This is a genomic window from Streptomyces sp. NRRL S-31 (assembly GCF_000718775.1).
GTDB lineage: Bacteria > Actinomycetota > Actinomycetes > Streptomycetales > Streptomycetaceae > Streptomyces.
In genome coordinates this window covers 1-19,645 of sequence record NZ_JOCB01000043.1, presented here as the reverse complement: position 1 = coordinate 19,645, position 19,645 = coordinate 1, and the positions used below count along the sequence as shown (strand labels likewise).

Here is a 19,645-nt window from a genome sequence, read left to right as displayed (position 1 = left end):
TCACCGGCGTGGAAGGCGCGGCGGAGGGCCAAGGAGGGTGGTACCGCGGGAGCGCGCCGCACACGGCGTAGACAGGATCGAAGGCTCTCGTCCCTCCGACGGAAGGCAGCAAGTCCGTTGGAGGATGCTCGCAGATGACAGCGCCGACGTACCGCCAGGTGCCCGCACAGGTCGACCTGCCCGCTCTTGAGCACGCCGTGCTCGACTTCTGGCGCGAGCAGAAGATCTTCGCCAAGAGCCTGGAGCAGTCCCAGGGCCGCCCCGAGTGGGTGTTCTACGAGGGCCCGCCCACCGCGAACGGCATGCCCGGCGCCCACCACATCGAGGCACGCGTCTTCAAGGACGTCTTCCCCCGCTTCCGCACCATGCGCGGCTACCACGTCGCCCGCAAGGCCGGCTGGGACTGCCACGGCCTGCCCGTCGAGCTGGCGGTCGAGAAGGAGCTGGGCTTCTCCGGCAAGCCCGACATCGAGGCGTACGGCGTCGCCGAGTTCAACGCCAAGTGCCGTGAGTCCGTGACCCGGCACACCGACGCCTTCGCCGAGCTGACGACCCGCATGGGCTACTGGGTCGACCTGGACGACGCCTACCGGACCATGGACCCCGAGTACGTGGAGTCCGTCTGGTGGTCGCTGAAGGAGATCTTCGGCAAGGGGCTGCTGGTCCAGGACCACCGCGTCGCCCCCTGGTGCCCGCGCTGCGGCACCGGCCTGTCCGACCACGAGCTGGCGCAGGGCTACGAGACGGTCGTCGACCCGTCCGTGTACGTCCGCTTCCCGCTCACCTCCGGTCCGCTCGCCGGCCAGGCCGCGCTCCTGGTGTGGACGACGACCCCCTGGACCCTGGTGTCCAACACGGCGGTCGCCGCGCACCCCGAGGTCACCTACGTCGTCGCCACCGACGGCGAGGAGAAGCTCGTCGTCGCCGAACCGCTCGTCGCCAAGGCGCTCGGCGAGGGCTGGGAGACCACGGGCCAGACCTTCACCGGCGCCGAGATGGAGCGCTGGACGTACCGGCGCCCGTTCGAGCTGATCGAGTTCCCCGAGCCGGCGCACTACGTGGTCAACGCCGACTACGTCACCACCGAGGACGGTACGGGTCTGGTCCACCAGTCCCCCGCCTTCGGTGAGGACGACCTCAAGGTCTGCCGCTCCTACGGCCTGCCGGTGGTGAACCCGGTCCGCCCGGACGGCACCTTCGAGGAGGACGTCCCGCTGGTCGGCGGCGTCTTCTTCAAGAAGGCGGACGAGAAGCTCACCGAGGACCTCCAGCAGCGCGGCCTCCTCTTCAAGCACCTGCCGTACGAACACAGCTACCCGCACTGCTGGCGCTGCCACACCGCGCTGCTCTACTACGCGCAGCCCTCCTGGTACATCCGTACGACGGCGATCAAGGACCGCCTCATCCAGGAGAACGAGAAGACCAACTGGTTCCCGGAGACGGTCAAGCACGGCCGCTTCGGCGACTGGCTGAACAACAACATCGACTGGGCGCTGTCCCGCAACCGCTACTGGGGCACCCCGCTGCCGATCTGGCGCTGCGCGGAGGACCACCTCACCTGCGTCGGCTCCCGCGCGGAGCTGTCCGAGCTGACCGGCACGGACCAGTCGGGCCTGGACCCGCACCGCCCGTACATCGACGAGATCACCTTCGCCTGCCCGCACGAGGGCTGCGGCGGCGCGGCCACGCGCGTGCCCGAGGTCATCGACGCCTGGTACGACTCGGGTTCGATGCCGTTCGCGCAGTGGGGCTACCCGTACAAGAACAAGGAGCTGTTCGAGAGCCGGTACCCGGCGCAGTTCATCTCCGAGGCGATCGACCAGACCCGCGGCTGGTTCTACACGCTGATGGCCGTCGGCACGCTCGTGTTCGACAAGTCCTCGTACGAGAACGTCGTCTGCCTGGGCCACATCCTGGCCGAGGACGGCCGCAAGATGTCCAAGCACCTGGGCAACATCCTCCAGCCGATCCCGCTGATGGACCAGCACGGCGCGGACGCGGTGCGCTGGTTCATGGCGGCCGGCGGCTCCCCGTGGGCCGCGCGCCGGGTCGGCCACGGCACCATCCAGGAGGTCGTCCGCAAGACGCTGCTGACCTACTGGAACACGGTCGCCTTCCAGGCGCTGTACGCCCGTACGTCGAACTGGGCGCCGTCCGCGGCGGACCCGGCCCCGGCCGAGCGCCCGGTGCTGGACCGCTGGCTGCTGTCCGAGCTGCACGCGCTGACCGACCAGGTGACCCAGGCGCTGGAGGCGTACGACACCCAGCGCGCCGGCAAGCTGCTGTCCGCGTTCGTGGACGACCTGTCCAACTGGTACGTCCGCCGCTCCCGGCGCCGCTTCTGGCAGGGCGACAAGGCCGCGCTGCGCACCCTGCACGAGGTGCTGGAGACGGTCACCAAGCTGATGGCGCCGATCACCCCGTTCATCGCCGAGCGGGTCTGGCAGGACCTGGTCGTTCCGGTCACCCCGGGCGCGCCGGAGTCCGTGCACCTGGCCGCCTGGCCGGAGGCGGACCTGTCGGCGATCGACCCGGAGCTGTCGAAGCAACTGGTCCTGGTCCGCCGGCTGGTGGAGCTGGGCCGCGCCACGCGCGCGGAGTCGGGCGTCAAGACCCGCCAGCCGCTGTCCCGCGCGCTGATCGCGGCGCACGGGTTCGACTCCCTGGACCGGGAGCTGCACGCGCAGATCACCGACGAGCTGAACGTCTCCTCCCTGGCGTCCCTGTCCGAGGTCGGCGGCAGCCTGGTCGACACGACCGCCAAGGCCAACTTCCGGGCGCTCGGCAAGCGGTTCGGCAAGCGGGTCCAGGACGTGGCCAAGGCGGTCGCGGCGGCCGACGCCGCCGCCCTCTCCCTCGCCCTGCGCGAGGGCACGGCGTCCGTGGAGGTCGACGGTGAGACGATCGCCCTCGCCCCGGACGAGGTGATCATCACGGAGACCCCGCGCGAGGGCTGGTCGGTGGCCTCCGACTCCGGTGCCACGGTGGCGCTGGACCTGGAGATCACGGAGGAGCTGCGGCAGGCCGGTCTGGCCCGGGACGCGATCCGGCTGATCCAGGAGGCCCGCAAGAACAGCGGTCTGGACGTCGCCGACCGGATCGCCCTGCGCTGGACCTCCACGGACCCGGCGGTCCTCGCGGCGCTCACCGAGCACGCCGGACTGATCGCCGACGAGGTGCTGGCGACCGACTTCGCCCAGGGCGAGGCGGACGACGCCTTCGGCGAGCCGTTCACCGACGAGGGGCTGTCCCTCGTCTTCCGGCTGCGCAAGGCGTAACCGCCGGACAGCGATGAGGCCCGGTCCCCTGGCGGGGGCCGGGCCTTCGGCGTCACGGAGGAACAGCCGGGTGCGCCGGGGCGGGCCGGAACAGGGGAGTCGCGGCTGCGCGCCCCATGGAAAAGGGCGGGCCCCCGGGACCGAAGTCCAGGGGGCCCGCCCTATCAGACGTTGCCGACGCCGTTGTCGTACCGGTCCGGGTGGACCGTCAGTTGTCGTCCTCGTCGATCAGGAACCCGCGCATCGGCGAGGGGGCCTGACCCATCGGGGACGGACCCTGCGGCCGGACCGGCGCCATGGGCTGGGTCATGGCCGGGGTCATCTGCTGCTGACCGCCGTACGACGGGGCGGACGGAGCGGGCGAGCCGCCCATCGACTGGTTGCCGCCGTAGGACGGGGCGCCGGCGCCTGCCGGAGCCATGGAGGGCGCCGGGGACGGCGGCAGCGAGGCGGTGGCCGGGGTGCGCGGCGGCGCCAGGGAGTCGTCGGCCTGGGTCTCCAGCTGACGCAGCTGCGACTCCAGGTACGACTTCAGGCGCGTGCGGTACTCGCGTTCGAAGCCGCGCAGGTCCTCGACCTTGCGCTCCAGCGTGGCGCGGGCGGACTCCAGGGAGCCCATGGCGACGCGGTGCTTCTCCTGCGCGTCCCGCTCCAGGGCGTCGGCCTTGGCCCGGGCGTCACGCTCCAGACCCTCGGCGCGGCTGCGGGCCTCGCCGACGATCTTGTTGGCCTCGGAGCGGGCCTCGGCGATCGCCTGGTCGGCGGTCTGCTGGGCCAGCGAGAGGACACGGGCGGCACTGTCGCCGCCGGGGCCCTGACCGGGGCCGCCCATCGGACCGCCCATGGGGCCACCCATGGGACCGCCCATCGGGCCGCCCATCTGCTGCTGCATGGGCGGCTGACCGCCCATCGGGCCCTGACCCATCGGACCCTGGCCCATCGGGCCGGGACCCTGCGGGCCGCCCTGACCGCCGGGGCCGGCGGGCAGCTGCGGGGCACCGCTCGGCAGCTGGGGCGGACCACCCATGGGGCCACCCATCTGCTGCTGCGGCGGGCCCGATATCCCGGCGGGCACCGGCGCGCCGGGACCTCGCATGCCCTGCTGCTGCATGCCCTGCTGCTGTTGCATGCCCTGCTGCTGCATGGCCTGCTGTTGCTGCATGCCCTGCTGCTGCATGCCCTGCTGCTGCATGCCTTGCTGCTGCTCCTGCTCCGGAGGCTTGCGCGCGTTCTGCTGGTTCTGCGCGGCGGCTCGCGTCGCGGCGGCCAGCTTGGCGCGCAGGTCCTCGTTCTCCCGGAGCAGACGGGTCAGTTCGGCTTCGACCTCGTCGAGGAAGGCATCGACCTCGTCCTCGTCATAGCCTTCTCGGAGGCGGACGGTCGTGAACTGCTTGTTCCGCACGTCCTCGGGGGTCAACGGCATCTCTTCACCTCAACGTAGTCATCGGCAGTCGGCAAGACCGGATCGTCCTCACCCTCATCTCACGAAGTGCTGCACGATGGAGATGAGAATGTAGACGATGATCATCAGTACGAAGAAGGACAGGTCGAGCGCCACGCCCCCGAGACGCAGCGGCGGGATGAACCGCCGCAGAAGCTTCAGCGGTGGATCGGTGACAGTGTAGGTGGCCTCCAGTACGACCACCATCGCCTTGCCGGGTTGCCACGAGCGGGCGAACTGGAAGACGTAGTCCATGACCAGCCGGAAGATGAGCACGACGAGGAACACCATCAGCGCGATGTAGATCACCTGCGCGAACACGCTCATGGCCTGTGGTTCCCTCTCCCCTGTTCCCGTGCTCTTCCGTGCTTCGATCCGGTCCTGCGTCTCAGCTCTGGTTGAAGAACCCGCCCTCTGCGATGCGGGCCTTGTCCTCCGCCGTGACATCGACGTTAGCAGGAGACAACAGGAACACCTTCTGCGTCACCCTCTCGATACTGCCGTGAAGACCAAACACCAAACCTGCCGCAAAGTCGACAAGTCGCTTGGCGTCTGTGTCATCCATCTCAGTCAGATTCATGATCACCGGGGTGCCCTCACGGAAGTGTTCCCCGATGGTACGGGCCTCGTTGTAGGTCCGCGGGTGAAGCGTGGTGATCCGGTAAGGCTCTCGTTCCGACACGACCTTGGGCATGATCACCGGCGCGTTCTTCTCCAGGGACTGGCGTTCTTGTGTGATGGATGCCACGGGCGCGATCCGCGCCGGACGTCCGGATTCCGCGGCGAGCGAAGCCGAACGGGACACCGGTTCGCGCGGCGCGGGCGGTTGCACGATGCGTACCTCTTCGTCCCTTTGGGACTGATGTGCACCGTGCGACTGGTGGGACGGCTCGTGCCGTCGGTGGTCCCGCTCGGGCTCCGGGTCCAACTCGGGCTCGAAGTCGTCATCGGGATCGAATCCGCGGCCGTCGTACCCATCGTCCTCCACGAGGCCGAGGTAGACCGCCATCTTGCGCATCGCGCCGGCCATGCTCTGAGTCCTCCGCTCTGTGGTGGATCGGCTGACGACTGCCCAGTGCCCGCGATCCACGTGGTCGTTGTGCCCTGTTTCACGGCACTGACCATATTTTCTGCTGTGGTCCGACTTCCTGGCGACGTTACCCGAGCCTGGGGCGGACTCCGAGTACCGCGGTGCCAATGCGCACATGTGTCGCCCCGGCGGCCACGGCCTGTTCGAGGTCCGCGCTCATCCCTGCCGACACCATGGTCGCAGCCGGATGGGCCCGGCGCAGGTCGGTCGACAAATCCATGAGCCGCTCGAACGCCGCCTGTTCGCGTCCCGCGTACTCCCCGGTGAGCGGTGCGACGGTCATCAGCCCGTCGAGCCGCAGTCCGGGCGCCCCGGCGACCAGGTCGGCCAACTCTTCGATTCCGTCCGGGGCCACGCCCCCGCGCTCGCCCCGGCCGCCCGCCCCCGCGTCCAGCGCGACCTGGACGAGGCAGCCGATCTCGCGCTCCGCCCGCACCGCCTCCTTCGACAGCGCGGTCACGAGTCGGGAACGGTCGACGGACTGCACGACATCGGCATAACCGACCACGGAACGCACCTTGTTGGTCTGCAACTGGCCAACGAAGTGCCACTTCAGCGGCAGATCCGCACAGGCGGCGGCCTTCGGGGCCGCGTCCTGGTCGCGGTTCTCGGCGACGTGACGCACACCGAGTTCGGACAGGGCGCGGACATCGCTCGCCGGGTAGGTCTTGGTGACCACGATCAGGGTCACCTCCTCGCGCCGGCGCCCGGCCGCCCCGCACGCGGCGGTGATGCGCTCTTCCACCTTCGCCAGGTTCGCGGCGAGTTCGGTCTTACGGTCCGTCATGCCCCATCAGTCCAGCCAGACATAGCCCGCGAGCCGCCCGGTGGAGCGGTCGCGGCGGTACGAGAAGTGGTCGCCCGATTCCAGCGTGCACACCGGCGACTGCGCCCGGTCGCACACCCCGAGCCGGTCGAGCTGCGCGTGCACGCCGGCGCTCACGTCGACCGCCGGTGTGCCCCAGCTCGTCTCGGCGTGCGCCGCCGGCTCGACGGCGGCCACCTCGGCGCGCATCGTCTCCGGCACCTCGTAGCACCGGCCGCACACGGCCGGTCCGGTGCGGGCGACGATCCGCTCGGGCTCGGCGCCGAGTTCGACCATGGCCCGTACGGTGGCGGGGACGATCCCCTTGACCATGCCGGGCCGGCCGGCGTGGGCCGCGGCGGCGACCCCGGCGACGGGGTCGGCCAGCAGCACCGGCACGCAGTCGGCGGTCAGGACGGCCAGGGCGAGACCGCGCCGGGCGGTGACGAGCGCGTCGACCTCCGGCACCGGACGCTCGCCCCACGGTGCGTCCACCACGGCGACGTCGGCGCCGTGCACCTGGTTCATCCAGACGACCAGCCCCGGGTCCAGCCCGAGCGCCCGGGCCGCCGCCTCCCGGTTGCCGCGCACCGCCTCGGGCGCGTCGCCGACCGCGCCGCCGAGGTTCAGCTCCTCATACGGAGCGGCGCTCACCCCGCCCCACCGGTCGGTGAAGGCGAAGTGCGCGCCGCGCACGCTCTCGCGCTGTCCTATCACTTGAGGAAGTCCGGCACGTCCAGTTCCTCGGCCGCGCTGTCCGAGTAGGTCCGCGGCGCCGGTGTCACCGGCGGCGCGACCGGGATGTCGGGCACCGGCTCGGGCGCCGGCTCCGGCTCCTCCTTCGGCTTGACGCTGCCCAGCGCGCCGAAGGACGGACGGCTGGGCTCGCTCGGCCGGGCCGGGGCGGGCTCCTCGCGGCGCGCGGGGGCCGAACCGGAGGCCGAGCCGAGGACGTTGTCCCGGCGGGCCGGCGGCTGGCCGCCGTCGAATCCGGCCGCGATCACGGTGACCCGCACCTCGTCGCCGAGGGCGTCGTCGATGACCGCGCCGAAGATGATGTTGGCCTCGGGGTGCGCGGCCTCGCTCACCAGCTGGGCGGCCTCGTTGATCTCGAACAGGCCGAGGTCGCTGCCGCCGGAGATGGAGAGCAGCACGCCCCGGGCGCCGTCGATGGACGCCTCCAGCAGCGGCGAGGAGATCGCCATCTCGGCCGCGGCCACCGCGCGGTCGTCGCCGCGGGCCGAGCCGATGCCCATGAGGGCCGAACCCGCTTCGGACATGACCGACTTGACGTCGGCGAAGTCCAGGTTGATCAGGCCGGGGGTGGTGATGAGGTCGGTGATGCCCTGGACACCGGAGAGCAGGACCTGGTCGGCGGACTTGAAGGCGTCCAGGACCGATACCTGGCGGTCCGAGATGGACAGCAGCCGGTCGTTCGGGATGACGATGAGGGTGTCGACCTCTTCGCGCAGTTCGGCGATGCCGTCCTCGGCCTGGTTCGCGCGGCGCCGTCCCTCGAAAGTGAACGGGCGCGTGACCACGCCGATGGTGAGGGCGCCGAGCGAGCGTGCGATGTTGGCCACGACGGGCGCCCCGCCGGTGCCGGTGCCGCCGCCTTCACCGGCCGTCACGAAGACCATGTCGGCCCCCTTGAGGACCTCCTCGATCTCCTCGCGGTGGTCCTCGGCGGCCTTGCGGCCGACGGCCGGGTTGGCTCCGGCGCCGAGTCCGCGGGTGAGTTCACGGCCGACGTCGAGCTTGACGTCGGCGTCGCTCATCAACAGCGCCTGCGCGTCGGTGTTGATGGCGATGAACTCGACGCCCTTGAGGCCGACCTCGATCATCCGGTTGATGGCATTGACACCACCGCCGCCGACACCGATGACCTTGATGACTGCGAGGTAGTTCTGCGGTGCTGCCACGTCGAAGGCCTCTCGCCTCGAATTACGTTGCCGTCGCCGTGCGGTGCCCCGCGCCGGGACGGCGGATGCCGAATGGGACGGTCCGTAGCGCCGACCCGAACCCTAACCCTGAAGTTTAGGGTTACCAGTGTGTCCGTTCCTTGAGTCTTCTGAACAGGACACTAAGTCGACAAGTGGCGCCCGTTCAACGAACACGCCGAACCTCCCGTTTTTCTTTTCACCCTATGTGATCAGCCGTAGCAGTGCCCAACCAGGGTGCTGGCCTGCGCTGATGTGCGTCAACTCACCGATGACGCAGGGGCCGTGGGCACGCTGACGTCGAAGTGGCGCGCGCCGGGGGCTGCTTTCATGAGAGCGGTGAGGGCCCGCGCCTTGGCGCGGCCCTGCTCCCCGCTGCCCCACGCCACCACGCGGCCGTCGCCCAGCACGACCGAGATGGCGTCGTAGGAGCGGACTTGGACGGTCCGGGCGGTCCGGGCCACCGGGGCGGGCAGGTCGCCGGCGACCCGGACGGCCGCGCGCACGAGCCGGTCGGTGCCGAAGCGCCTGAGGCTCGCGGCGCCCGGGCCCCGCCGGGAGACGGTCAGCTCCAGGGCCGGAACGCCCTTCGGCGCCCGCGCGACCGTGGCGAACCGGACACCGTCGTCATCGACTTCGACGAATTTCCCGCCCTCGCGGACCAGCAGCACCGGAGTGCGCTCGATCACCTTCAGATCGATTCCGCGCGGCCAGGAACGAGTGACGTCCACGGTGTCGATCCGGGGCAGCCTCCGGCGCAGCCGGGCCGAGATGGCCTCCGTGTCGACGGAGGCCATCGGCTCCCCGACGGGCACGGCCGCCGCCTCGCGGACCTCGGCGGGGGTCAGCACCAGGGTGCCGGACACCGAGACCTGCCTCACGCGCAGCCACTGCGAGCCGTAGAACAGCCAAGTCCCGCCGCCGCCCAGGAGCGTGACGGCGAGGGCCAGGGTGACGAGCGCGCGCGGGCGCAGCCCCGCGAACCCGCGCGCGGGCGGCGGGCCGGACGACTCCTGCTGGCGTTTCCCGCGCTCGGCGGTCGTCGGTCCGGCCACGCTCACTGCCCTTTCGTCATACGGTCCTAACGGCGCGAGGCGATCGCCTCGTACACCATGCCGACGAGCAGGTCGTCGGCGTCCCGGCGGCCGAACTCGGCCGCCGAGCGGGACATCTCGTACAGCCGGTGCGGGTCGGCGAGCACGGGCAGCACGTTCTGCTGCACCCACTCGGGCGTGAGTTCCGCGTCGTCGACGAGGAGTCCGCCGCCGGCCTTGACCACCGGCTGGGCGTTCAGCCGCTGTTCGCCGTTGCCGATGGGCAGCGGGACGTAGGCGGCCGGGAGTCCGACGGCGGAGAGTTCGGCGACGGTCATCGCGCCCGCGCGGCAGAGCATCATGTCGGCCGCGGCGTACGCGAGGTCCATCCGGTCCAGGTAACTTACCGGGATGTAGGGGGGCATCCCCGGCATCTGGTGCACCTGCGGCAGTTCGTTCTTCGGGCCGACCGCGTGCAGGATCTGGATGCCGGCCTGCTGGAGCCACGGGGCGACCTGCTGGACCACCTCGTTCAGCCGCCGGGCGCCCTGCGAGCCGCCGGAGACGAGCAGCGTCGGCAGGTTCGGGTCGAGGCCGAAGCGGGCGCGGGCCTCCGGGCGGACGGCGGCGCGGTCCAGCGTGGCGATGGAGCGGCGCAGCGGGATGCCGATGTAACGAGCGTCACGCAGCTTGCTGTCCGGGGTGGAGACGGCGACCCGGGCCGCGTACCGCGAGCCGATCTTGTTGGCCAGGCCGGGGCGGGCGTTGGCCTCGTGGATCACGATGGGCACCCCGAGGCGCTTGGCGGCCAGGTATCCGGGCAGCGCCACGTAGCCGCCGAAGCCGACCACGCAGTCCGCCTTGGTGCGCTCCAGGATCTGCTCGGCGGCCTTGATCGTGCCGCGCAGCCGGCCCGGGACGGTGATCAGTTCGGGGGTGGGCTTGCGGGGCAGCGGCACCGCCGGGATCAGCGCCAGCTCGTAGCCGCGCTCCGGGACGAGCCGGGTCTCCAGGCCGCGCTCCGTGCCCAGGGCCGTGATCCCCACGGTCGGGTCCTGCCTGCGCAGGGCGTCCGCGAGGGCGAGCGCGGGCTCGATGTGGCCGGCGGTCCCCCCACCGGCGAGTACGACATGCACCGAAATTCACCGCTCTCCGGACGAACGCGCCGCCGAGGCACGCCGTCGCATCGTGTTCCATCTCCGAGGCCCCCGCTCGGCACCGGAGCCTCCCGCCCGCTTTTTACCAAAGCGAGGTTGCCGCATCGCAAGCGCCGCCCGCGCAGCGGGCTCGTCGCGTGCGAAGGCGATCAGCAGCCCGATGGCGAACATGGTCGGCAGCAGGGCGGACCCTCCGTAGGAGAACAGCGGGAGGGGGACGCCGGCGATCGGCAGCAGGCCGAGCACCGCACCGATGTTGATCACCGCCTGGGCGGTGATCCAGGTGGTCACGCCTCCCGCGGCGTACCTCACGAAGGGGTCCTCCGTGCGTCCGGCCACGCGGATACCCGCATAGCCTAGAGCCGCGAACAGGGCGAGCACCGACAGCGTCCCCGCCAGACCCAGTTCCTCACCGGTGACGGCGAAGATGAAGTCCGTGTGCGCTTCCGGGAGTTGACCCCATTTTTCCACACTCGCGCCGAGCCCGGAGCCGAACAGTCCGCCGGAGGCCAGCGCGTAGATTCCGTGCACGGCCTGCCAGCAGTCGGCGACCCCGCTCTTGGGCTCGGTCGCGCCGATGCAGGCGAGGCGGGCCATCCGGTTGGGGCTGGTCTTGATCAGCAGCACACCGATCAGGCCGGCCACCGACAGCACTCCGGCGAAGAGCCTGGTCGGCGCCCCCGCCAGCCAGAGCAGGCCGAAGAGGATCGCCGTGAGGATGATCGCGGTGCCCATGTCCCCGCCGAGCATGATCAGGCCGAGCAGCAGGAAGGTGACCGGGACCAGCGGCACCAGCATGTGCTTCCACTGGGCCAGCAGCTTGCGCTCCTGCTTCCGGGCGATCAGGTCGGCGCCCCACAGCACCAGGGCGAGCTTGCCGAACTCGCTGGGCTGGATCTGGAAGGAGCCGCCGAGGGAGATCCAGTTCTGGTTGCCGTTGACCGACATCCCTATCCCGGGCACCTGCACCAGGGCCATCAGGAAGACGGCGGCGGCGAGGATCGGGTAGGCCAGCGCCCGGTGCAGCCTCACCGGCATGCGGGAGGCGGCGAACAGCAGTGCGCCGCCGATGAGCGCGGCGAGGGCCTGCTTGCGGAAGAAGTACGACCCGGGCAGGGACAGCTGGAGCGCGGTGATCTGGGAGGCCGAGTAGACCATCACCAGGCCCAGCACGGTGATCAGCGCGCTGCCGCCGACGATCAGGTAGTAGGCCGTCAGCGGCCGGTCCCATGCCTTGCGCGCGCGCGTGCAGAGCCGCTGTACCGGGTTCTCCCGCGCGGGGCGGGGGACGGCGGGACGGCGGGCCGCCCGCTGTACGGGCGGCCGGCCGGTACGGCTACCGGGCATCGGCGCCTCCACTGAGCATCGGCCGTCCCACGCGTCCCTCCCAAATCCGCCCGGCAGGCGGGCCGGGGTCAGGCGCCGAGTTCGCGGACCGCCGCCGCGAACGCGTCACCGCGCTGGTTGTAGTTGGTGAACATGTCCATGGAGGCACAGGCCGGGGCCAGCAGCACCGTGTCGCCGGGCCGGGCCAGCCGCTTCGCCTCCGTCACCGCCTGGAGCATCGCCCCAGTGTCGGTCCGGTCGAGGTCGACCACGGGTACCTCCGGGGCGTGTCGCGCCAGGGCGTCGCGGATCAGGCCCCGATCGGCGCCGATCAGGACCACGGCGCGCAGCCGCTTCGCCGACTTGGCGACCATCTCGTCGAAGGTGGCGCCCTTCGCCAGACCGCCCGCGATCCATACGATCGGTTCATATGCCGCCAACGACGCTTCCGCGGCATGCGTGTTGGTCGCCTTGGAGTCGTCCACGTACGCCACGCCGTCGATGTCCGCCACGTGCGCGATGCGGTGGGCGTCCGGCCGGAAGGCCCGCAGACCGTCCCGTACGGCGCCGGCGGGCACCCCGAAGGCACGCGCGAGGGCCGCCGCCGCGAGGGCGTTGGCGATGTTGTGCGGGGCCGGCGGGTCGATGTCGGAGACCTCGGCCAGTTCCTGCGCGTTGCGCTGCCGGTTCTCCACGAAGGCGCGGTCGACCAGGATGCCGTCCACGACGCCGAGTTCGGACGGCCCCGGCGCGCCGAGGGTGAACCCGATGGCCCGGCAGCCCTCTTCGACGTCGGCCTCGCGCACCAGGTCCTCGGTGGCCTTGTCGGCGGCGTTGTAGACGCAGGCGACCCGGTTGCCCTCGTAGATGCGGCCCTTGTCGCGCGCGTACGCCTCCATGGAGCCGTGCCAGTCCAGGTGGTCCGGCGCGAGGTTGAGGACCGCGGCCGAGTGGGCGCGCAGGGAGGGCGCCCAGTGGAGCTGGTAGCTGGACAGTTCCACGGCGAGGACGTCGTACTCCTCCTCGCCGAGGACCGCGTCCAGCAGGGAGACGCCGATGTTGCCGACGGCGGCCGTGCGCAGACCCGCGGCCCGCAGGATCGCGGCGAGCATCTGGACGGTCGTGGTCTTGCCGTTGGTGCCCGTCACGGCCAGCCAGGGGGCCGCGTCCGGGCCGCGCAGCCGCCAGGCCAGCTCCACGTCGCCCCAGACCGGCACACCGGCCGCCCGGGCCGCGAGGAACAGCGGCTTGTCGGGCTGCCAGCCGGGCGCGGTGACGATCAGCTCGGTGCCCTCCGGCAGGGTCGACCCGTCGCCGAGGCGCACGGTGATGCCGAGCGCCTCCAGCTCGGCGGCCTGTTCCCGCGCGCGCGCGTCGTCGCCGTCGTTGACGACCGTGACGACCGCGCCGCGCGCGTGCAGCACCTTCGCCGCCGGGACGCCGGAGACACCGAGCCCGGCGACGGTGACGTGCTTGCCCTGGAAGTCGAAGAGCTCCGAGCTGGAGGTCACTTGTCCGCTGCCCATCCCGCGTAGAAGAGGCCCAGTCCGACGATCACGCAGATGCCCTGGATGATCCAGAAGCGGACCACCACCAGGACCTCGGACCAGCCCTTGAGTTCGAAGTGGTGCTGGAGCGGTGCCATCCGGAAGACGCGCTTGCCGGTGAGCCGGAAGGAGCCGACCTGGATGACGACCGACATGGTGATGAGGACGAACAGACCGCCCATGATGGCCACCAGCAGCTCCGTGCGGGAGAGGATGGCCAGACCCGTGAGGACACCGCCGAGCGCGAGCGAACCGGTGTCGCCCATGAAGATCTTCGCCGGCGAGGTGTTCCACCACAGGAAGCCCAGGCAGGCGCCCATCAGCGCGGAGGCGACCACGGCGAGGTCGAGCGGGTCGCGCACCTCGAAGCAGGCGCCCGGGTTGGTGAGGGTCTGCGCGTTGGCACAGGACTCCTGGAACTGCCAGACGCCGATGAAGGTGTAGGCGCCGAAGACGAGCACGGAGGCGCCGGTGGCGAGACCGTCCAGACCGTCGGTCAGGTTCACGCCGTTCGACATCGCGAGGATCATGAACAGCGCCCAGACCACGAACAGCACCGGGCCGATCGACCAGCCGAAGTCGGTGATGAACGACAGCTTCGTGGACGCCGGGGTGTTGCCGCGCGCGTCGGAGAACTGGAGCGACAGCACGGCGAAGGCGATGCCGACGATCAGCTGGCCGGCCATCTTCGCCTTGGCCCGCAGACCCAGGGACCGGCGCTTGACGATCTTGATGTAGTCGTCGAGGAAGCCGACCAGGCCCATGCCGAACATCAGGCCCAGGACCAACAGGCCCGAGTAGGTCGGCGGCTGGCCGGTGATCACCTTGGACAGGAAGTACGCGGCGATCGTCGCCAGGATGAAGGCGATACCGCCCATGGTCGGCGTACCGCGCTTGCTGGCGTGCTCGCGGGGGCCGTCGTCCCGGATGTACTGGCCGTAGCCCTTGCGGGCCAGCAGCTTGATCAGCAGCGGCGTGCCGATCAGCGTCAGGAAGAGGCCGATGACACCCGAGAACAGGATCTGCTTCATCATCGGGCATCAACCCCACGCCCGGCACCGGACTCGACGAGCGCCTGGGCGACGCTCTCCAGCCCCACCGAACGGGACGCCTTCACGAGCACGACGTCCCCCGGGCGCAACTCGCTGCGCAACAGGTCGATCGCCGCCTGTGCGTCGGACACGTGCACCGACTCCTCACCCCACGAACCCTCGTTATATGCGCCCAATTGCAGCCAGGAGGCCTCAACCCCCCCGACGGCGACGAGCTTGCTGACGTTGAGCCGGACGGCGAGCCGTCCGACGGCGTCGTGCTCGGCGAGCGCCTCGTCCCCCAGCTCGGCCATCTTGCCGAGCACCGCCCACGTGCGACGTCCCCTGCCCATGGCCGCGAGCGCCCGGAGGGCGGCCCGCATGGACTCGGGGTTGGCGTTGTAGGCGTCGTTGACGATGGTCACGCCGTCCGGGCGCTCGGTGACCTCCATGCGCCACCGGGAGAGGGAGCCCGCCTCGGAGAGCGCGAGGGCGATCTCTTCCGCGGACATGCCCAGCTCATGGGCGACGGCGGCCGCGGCGAGCGCGTTCGACACGTGGTGCTCACCGTACAGGCGCATCGTCACATCGCTTGCACCGGAGGGTGTGTGAAGCCTGAAGGCGGGCTGTCCGCTGTCCGTGAGTCGCACGTTCTCGGCGCGTACGTCCGCTTCGGCCGACTCTCCGAAAAGGACCACCTTCGCCTGGGTACGGGAGGCCATGGCCCGGACCAACGGGTCGTCGGCGTTGAGGAGGGCGGCGCCGCCCTCCGCCGCCGGAGGCAGCGCCTCGACCAGCTCGCCCTTCGCCTGGGCGATCTGCTCACGGCCGCCGAACTCGCCGATGTGGGCGGTGCCGACGTTCAGCACCAGGCCGATCCGCGGCGGGGTGAGGCCGGCGAGGTAGCGGATGTGGCCGATGCCACGGGCGCCCATCTCCAGCACGAGGAACTTCGTCTCCTCGGTGGCGGTCAGGGCGGTCAGCGGCAGCCCGATCTCGTTGTTGAGCGAGCCGGGCGTGAACACGGTCGGCGCCTTGCGCCGGAGCACCTGGGCGATGAGGTCCTTGGTGCTGGTCTTGCCGGCCGAGCCGGTCAGGGCGACCAGGGTCGCCCCGAGCCGGCGTACGACGTGCCGGGCGAGGGCGCCGAGGGCGGTCTGGACGTCGTCCACCACGACGGCGGGCACGCCGACCGGCCGGGAGGCCAGGACGGCCACCGCGCCGGCCGCGACGACCTGCGGCGCGTAGTCGTGGCCGTCCACGCGCTCGCCGACGAAGGCGGCGAACAGGCTGCCCGGCACCACCTCACGGGAGTCCCGGACGACCGGGCCCGTCACCTGCACGGACGGATCCGGTATGTCGTGCGTCTGCCCGCCGACGACTGCTGCGATCTCGGCGAGGGAGAGGGCGATCACAAGTTCATCCCTGGGTCTTCTGGATAGCTTCGCGAAGCACCTGGCGGTCGTCGAAGGGACGGATCACGCCGGCGATGTCCTGGCCCTGCTCGTGGCCCTTGCCCGCGACCAGCACCGTGTCGCCGGCCTGGGCACGGCCCACGGCGGCGGCGACGGCGGCGGCCCGGTCCTCGAAGAGGAGCACCTCGCCGCGCTGGTGCGCGGGCACGGAGGCCGCGCCCTGGAGCATGGTCGCGAGGATCGCGAGGGGGTCCTCGGAGCGGGGGTTGTCTGAGGTCAGTACGGCCGTGTCGGCGAGCCGGGCCGCCGCGGCGCCCATCGGGGCGCGTTTGGTCCGGTCGCGGTCGCCGCCGCAGCCGAGGACGACGTGCAGCCGGCCCTTGGTGACCTTGCGCAGCGCCTTGAGCACCGACTCGACCGCGTCGGTCTTGTGGGCGTAGTCGACGACCGCGAGGTAGGGCTGCCCGGCGTCGACGCGCTCCAGCCGGCCCGGGACGCCGGGGACGGCGGCGATGCCGTCGGCGGCGGCCTGCGGGTCGAGACCGGCGGCGGCGAGGGCGACGATGGCGGCGAGGGTGTTCGCCACGTTGAACGGGCCGGCGATCGGCGACCTGGCGTGGATGCGCTCGCCGTTCGGGCCGAGCACGGTGAACGTCGAGTCCATGGGGCCGACCTGGACGTCCTCGGCGCGCCAGTCGGCGTCGGGGTGGCCCTCGGCGGAGAAGGTGACGACCGGCACGGTCGCCTCCCCGGCAAGCCTGCGGCCGTACTCGTCGTCGGCGTTGACCACGCCGAGCCTGCTGCGCCGCGGTGTGAAGAGCTGCGCCTTGGCCCGGAAGTAGTCCTCCATGTCGGAGTGGAACTCCATGTGTTCCGGGCTGAGGTTGGTGAAGACGGCGATGTCGAAGACGCAGCCGTCGACCCGGCCGAGCACCAGCGCGTGGCTGGAGACCTCCATGGCGACCGCCTCGACGCCGCGTTCGCGCATGACGGCGAACAGGGCCTGGAGGTCGGTGGCTTCGGGCGTGGTGCGCTCGGACTTGATGCGCTCGTCGCCGATGCGCGTCTCGACGGTGCCGATGAGGCCGGTGCTGCGCGCGGTCCGCAGACCGCCCTCGACCAGGTAGGCGGTGGTGGTCTTGCCGGAGGTGCCGGTGATGCCGATCTGGAGCAGATCGCGGCCCGGGTGGCCGTAGATGCGGGCCGCCAGCTCGCCCATCCGCGCGCGCGGGTCGTCCACGACCAGGACGGGCAGGCCGGTCGCGGCGGCGCGCTCGGCGCCGTCGGGGTCGGTGAGCACGGCGACCGCGCCGAGGCCGGCGGCCTGGGTGGCGAAGTCGGCGCCGTGCAGCCGGGCGCCCGGCAGGGCGGCGTACAGGTCGCCGGGGCGGACGGCGCGCGAGTCGTGGGTGATCCCCGTGACCTCGGCGGCGGCGTCCGGAGCGGCGGCACCCAGCTGATCGGCGAGTTCCGCGAGGGGGGCGGCGGAGACCTGAACCGGTCGCGGCGGTCCCGGATACGTCACGGAAGCGCCCTTCTGGGTGGTTTGGGACTGATCAGCGTGTGGCACGGCGGTGAGCGTACCGGGCGTACCCGCTCCGGAGCGAAGTGAGGGGCTCGGCGCCCCGTGGTTCCCGGGATCGGGGGTGATCGTTGTCACGAGCTCGTTCCTGGTGTTTCCGTGCTGATCAGTGGGGTGCTGATCAGGGTTTGTACGCGACGGGCAGGTTGGCGGGCTTCGCCCCGGTCGGCGGGACCTGGAGGGTCTTGAGGGCGAACTCCATCACCTGCTTGTAGATGGGGCCGCAGATCTGGCCGCCGAAGTAGCTGCCGGAGGTGGCGTTCTGGATGGCGCAGTAGACGGTGATCCGCGGGTTGTCGGCGGGTGCGAAGCCGGCGAACGACGAGGTGTAGCCGCGGTAGCGGCCGGTGGCCGGATCCACGCGGTTGGCCGTGCCGGTCTTGCCCGCCACCCGGTACCCGGGGATGCGGGCCTTGATGCCGGTGCCCTGCTCGTCGTCGACCACGGACTCCAGCATCCGGGCGAGGCTCTTGGCGGTCTTCTCGCTGACCACCCGGGTCTGCTTGGGCTTGGGCCCCGGGGTGAACCGCCCGTCGGCGCCCTTGGTGCCGCGCACCAGGGTCGGTTCGACGCGGACGCCGCCGTTGGCGATGGTCGAGTACACGGAGGCGGCCTGCATCGCGTTGATGGAGAAGCCCTGGCCGAAAGGGATCGTGTACTGCTGCGAGGTGGACCACTTCTGCGGCTGCGCGAGGATACCGGGGGTCTCGCCGGGGAAGCTGAGCCCGGTGTAGCCGCCGATGCCGAACTTGCGCAGATAGGAGTGGAGTACCCGGTTGACCTCGGCCTGGCTCTTGCCCAGCTCGCCGGTGGCCAGGATGGTGCCGATGTTGCTGGACTTGGCGAGCACGCCGTTGAGCGTGAGGTACCAGGTGGCGTGGTCGATGTCGTCCTGGAAGAGCCGGTCGCCGCGGTGCAGCCGGTTGGGGACGACGACATGGGTGAGCGGGGTCGCCGCGTTCCGCTCCAGCACGGCCGCCATCGACATCACCTTCGCGGTGGAGCCGGGCTCGTAGGCGTCCTGGAGGGCCGCGTTGCCCATGGCGTCGCCGTCGGCCTTCGCCAGGTCGTTCGGGTCGAAGCCGGGCGAGTTGGCCATGGCCAGGATCTGGCCGGTGCGGGTGTCCTGGACGATGACGTAGCCGCGGTCCGCCCTGGACTTCCTCACCTGCTCGCTGATCGCGTTCTGGGCGGCCCACTGGATGTCCCGGTCGATGGTCAGCTCGACGTCGGCGCCGGGCACGGCGGGCGTCTCCGTCGACCCGGCCGTGGGCACCTCGCGCCCGCCGGACTGGGCGTACCGGATCTTGCCGTCCTTGCCGGAGAGCTGCTTGTCCAGCTGCTGCTCGACGCCGCCGCCGCCCTGGCCGTCGGCGTTGACCCAGCCCAGTATCCCGGCGGCCAGGTCGCCGTTGGGGTACACGCGCGTGCTGCTGGGATCGGCGAAGACGCCGGCCAGCACGTTGACGGTGGTGTGGTCGGTGCCGGCCTTCTTGGCGAGCGCGGTCCTGAGGTCCTTGATCTGCTTCCACACCTGCGGGGTCTGCCGGGTGGCGAGCCGGGTGTAGCGGGAGTCGCGGTTCTCGGGCCGCAGCTTCCTGACGAGCGCGGCCTGGTCCTGGCCGAGGATCGGGGCGAGCAGCGCGGCGGCCCGCTCCGGCCCGTCGGTGATCTTCAACTGCCTGGCGCCGAACATCGTCGGGTCGGCCGTGATGTCGTAGGCGTCCTCGCTGACGGCGAGGGCGACGCCGTTGCGGTCGGTGATCTCGCCGCGCTCGGCGGCCAGGGTGTGCACCACGTACCGGTTCTGCTCGGCCCGCGCCGCGTAGGCGCTCGCGTCGACGGCCTGGACCTGGAGCAGCCGTACGACGAAGACGAGCAGCACCAGGGTGAGGGCGAGGCCGACCAGGCGCAGCCGGGGCCGGGGGCTGCCGAGCCGGAGCGGGCGCGGGGGCATGGGCCGGGCGCCGCCGGGGCGCCGGACCGGCCGGGCACCGGG

15 protein-coding genes are annotated in these 19,645 nt (G+C 71.3%); 1 reads left to right on the top strand and 14 read right to left on the bottom strand.

Annotated features, from left to right (window positions below):
* Positions 1-134: 134 nt before the first annotated feature.
* The gene (ileS, locus tag IF37_RS0118370; protein WP_030743528.1) at positions 135-3,278 is read left to right on the top strand and encodes an isoleucine--tRNA ligase; all 3,144 of its coding nucleotides are present in this window, start codon (positions 135-137) and stop codon (positions 3,276-3,278) included.
* 208 nt (positions 3,279-3,486) lie between these two features.
* Here the strand turns inward: ileS and IF37_RS0118365 are convergent, their stop codons facing one another.
* The 14 genes from IF37_RS0118365 to IF37_RS0118300 all read right to left on the bottom strand — a co-directional run.
* Entirely contained in the window at positions 3,487-4,701 is a 1,215-nt protein-coding gene (locus IF37_RS0118365) for a DivIVA domain-containing protein (protein ID WP_030743526.1), read from the bottom strand.
* A gap of 54 nt (positions 4,702-4,755) precedes the next feature.
* Positions 4,756-5,046 carry a YggT family protein gene (locus tag IF37_RS0118360; protein ID WP_030743524.1) on the bottom strand — a complete coding sequence of 97 codons (291 nt, stop codon included), beginning with the start codon at positions 5,044-5,046 and terminating at the stop codon, positions 4,756-4,758.
* A 61-nt stretch (positions 5,047-5,107) separates the two neighbouring features.
* A complete protein-coding gene (locus tag IF37_RS0118355) occupies positions 5,108-5,749 on the bottom strand; it encodes a cell division protein SepF (RefSeq protein WP_030743521.1) in 642 nt (213 codons plus the stop codon).
* Between the two features lie 127 nt (positions 5,750-5,876).
* Entirely contained in the window at positions 5,877-6,596 is a 720-nt protein-coding gene (locus IF37_RS0118350; protein ID WP_030743520.1) for a YggS family pyridoxal phosphate-dependent enzyme, read from the bottom strand.
* A gap of 6 nt (positions 6,597-6,602) precedes the next feature.
* The gene (pgeF, locus tag IF37_RS0118345) at positions 6,603-7,331 is read right to left on the bottom strand and encodes a peptidoglycan editing factor PgeF (RefSeq protein WP_030743518.1); all 729 of its coding nucleotides are present in this window, start codon (positions 7,329-7,331) and stop codon (positions 6,603-6,605) included.
* Positions 7,328-8,536 (bottom strand): cell division protein FtsZ, encoded by a 1,209-nt coding sequence (gene ftsZ / locus IF37_RS0118340; protein ID WP_030743515.1) that lies wholly within the window; start codon positions 8,534-8,536, stop codon positions 7,328-7,330. The genes pgeF and ftsZ overlap by 4 nt, the downstream gene beginning before the upstream one ends.
* A 278-nt stretch (positions 8,537-8,814) precedes the next feature.
* Positions 8,815-9,609, bottom strand: coding sequence for a cell division protein FtsQ/DivIB (locus tag IF37_RS0118335; RefSeq protein ID WP_030743513.1), 795 nt, complete (start codon positions 9,607-9,609; stop codon positions 8,815-8,817).
* Between the two features lie 26 nt (positions 9,610-9,635).
* Positions 9,636-10,724 carry an undecaprenyldiphospho-muramoylpentapeptide beta-N-acetylglucosaminyltransferase gene (gene murG, locus IF37_RS0118330; protein WP_030743511.1) on the bottom strand — a complete coding sequence of 363 codons (1,089 nt, stop codon included), beginning with the start codon at positions 10,722-10,724 and terminating at the stop codon, positions 9,636-9,638.
* Between the two features lie 6 nt (positions 10,725-10,730).
* Positions 10,731-12,092, bottom strand: a complete 1,362-nt coding sequence (ftsW, locus tag IF37_RS0118325; RefSeq protein WP_030743509.1) for a putative lipid II flippase FtsW — start codon at positions 12,090-12,092, stop codon at positions 10,731-10,733.
* Between the two features lie 68 nt (positions 12,093-12,160).
* Positions 12,161-13,597, bottom strand: a complete 1,437-nt coding sequence (gene murD / locus IF37_RS0118320; protein ID WP_030743507.1) for a UDP-N-acetylmuramoyl-L-alanine--D-glutamate ligase — start codon at positions 13,595-13,597, stop codon at positions 12,161-12,163.
* Positions 13,579-14,652 (bottom strand): phospho-N-acetylmuramoyl-pentapeptide-transferase, encoded by a 1,074-nt coding sequence (mraY, locus tag IF37_RS0118315; RefSeq protein WP_030743506.1) that lies wholly within the window; start codon positions 14,650-14,652, stop codon positions 13,579-13,581. Before mraY ends, murD begins: the two co-directional genes overlap by 19 nt.
* Entirely contained in the window at positions 14,649-16,064 is a 1,416-nt protein-coding gene (gene murF / locus IF37_RS0118310) for a UDP-N-acetylmuramoyl-tripeptide--D-alanyl-D-alanine ligase (protein ID WP_030743504.1), read from the bottom strand. Before murF ends, mraY begins: the two co-directional genes overlap by 4 nt.
* A 4-nt stretch (positions 16,065-16,068) precedes the next feature.
* Positions 16,069-17,589 carry a UDP-N-acetylmuramoyl-L-alanyl-D-glutamate--2,6-diaminopimelate ligase gene (locus IF37_RS0118305; protein WP_030743502.1) on the bottom strand — a complete coding sequence of 507 codons (1,521 nt, stop codon included), beginning with the start codon at positions 17,587-17,589 and terminating at the stop codon, positions 16,069-16,071.
* Between the two features lie 178 nt (positions 17,590-17,767).
* Positions 17,768-19,645 (bottom strand): penicillin-binding protein 2 (locus IF37_RS0118300; RefSeq protein WP_030743500.1); only part of this gene is annotated, 1,878 nt, incomplete at its 5' end.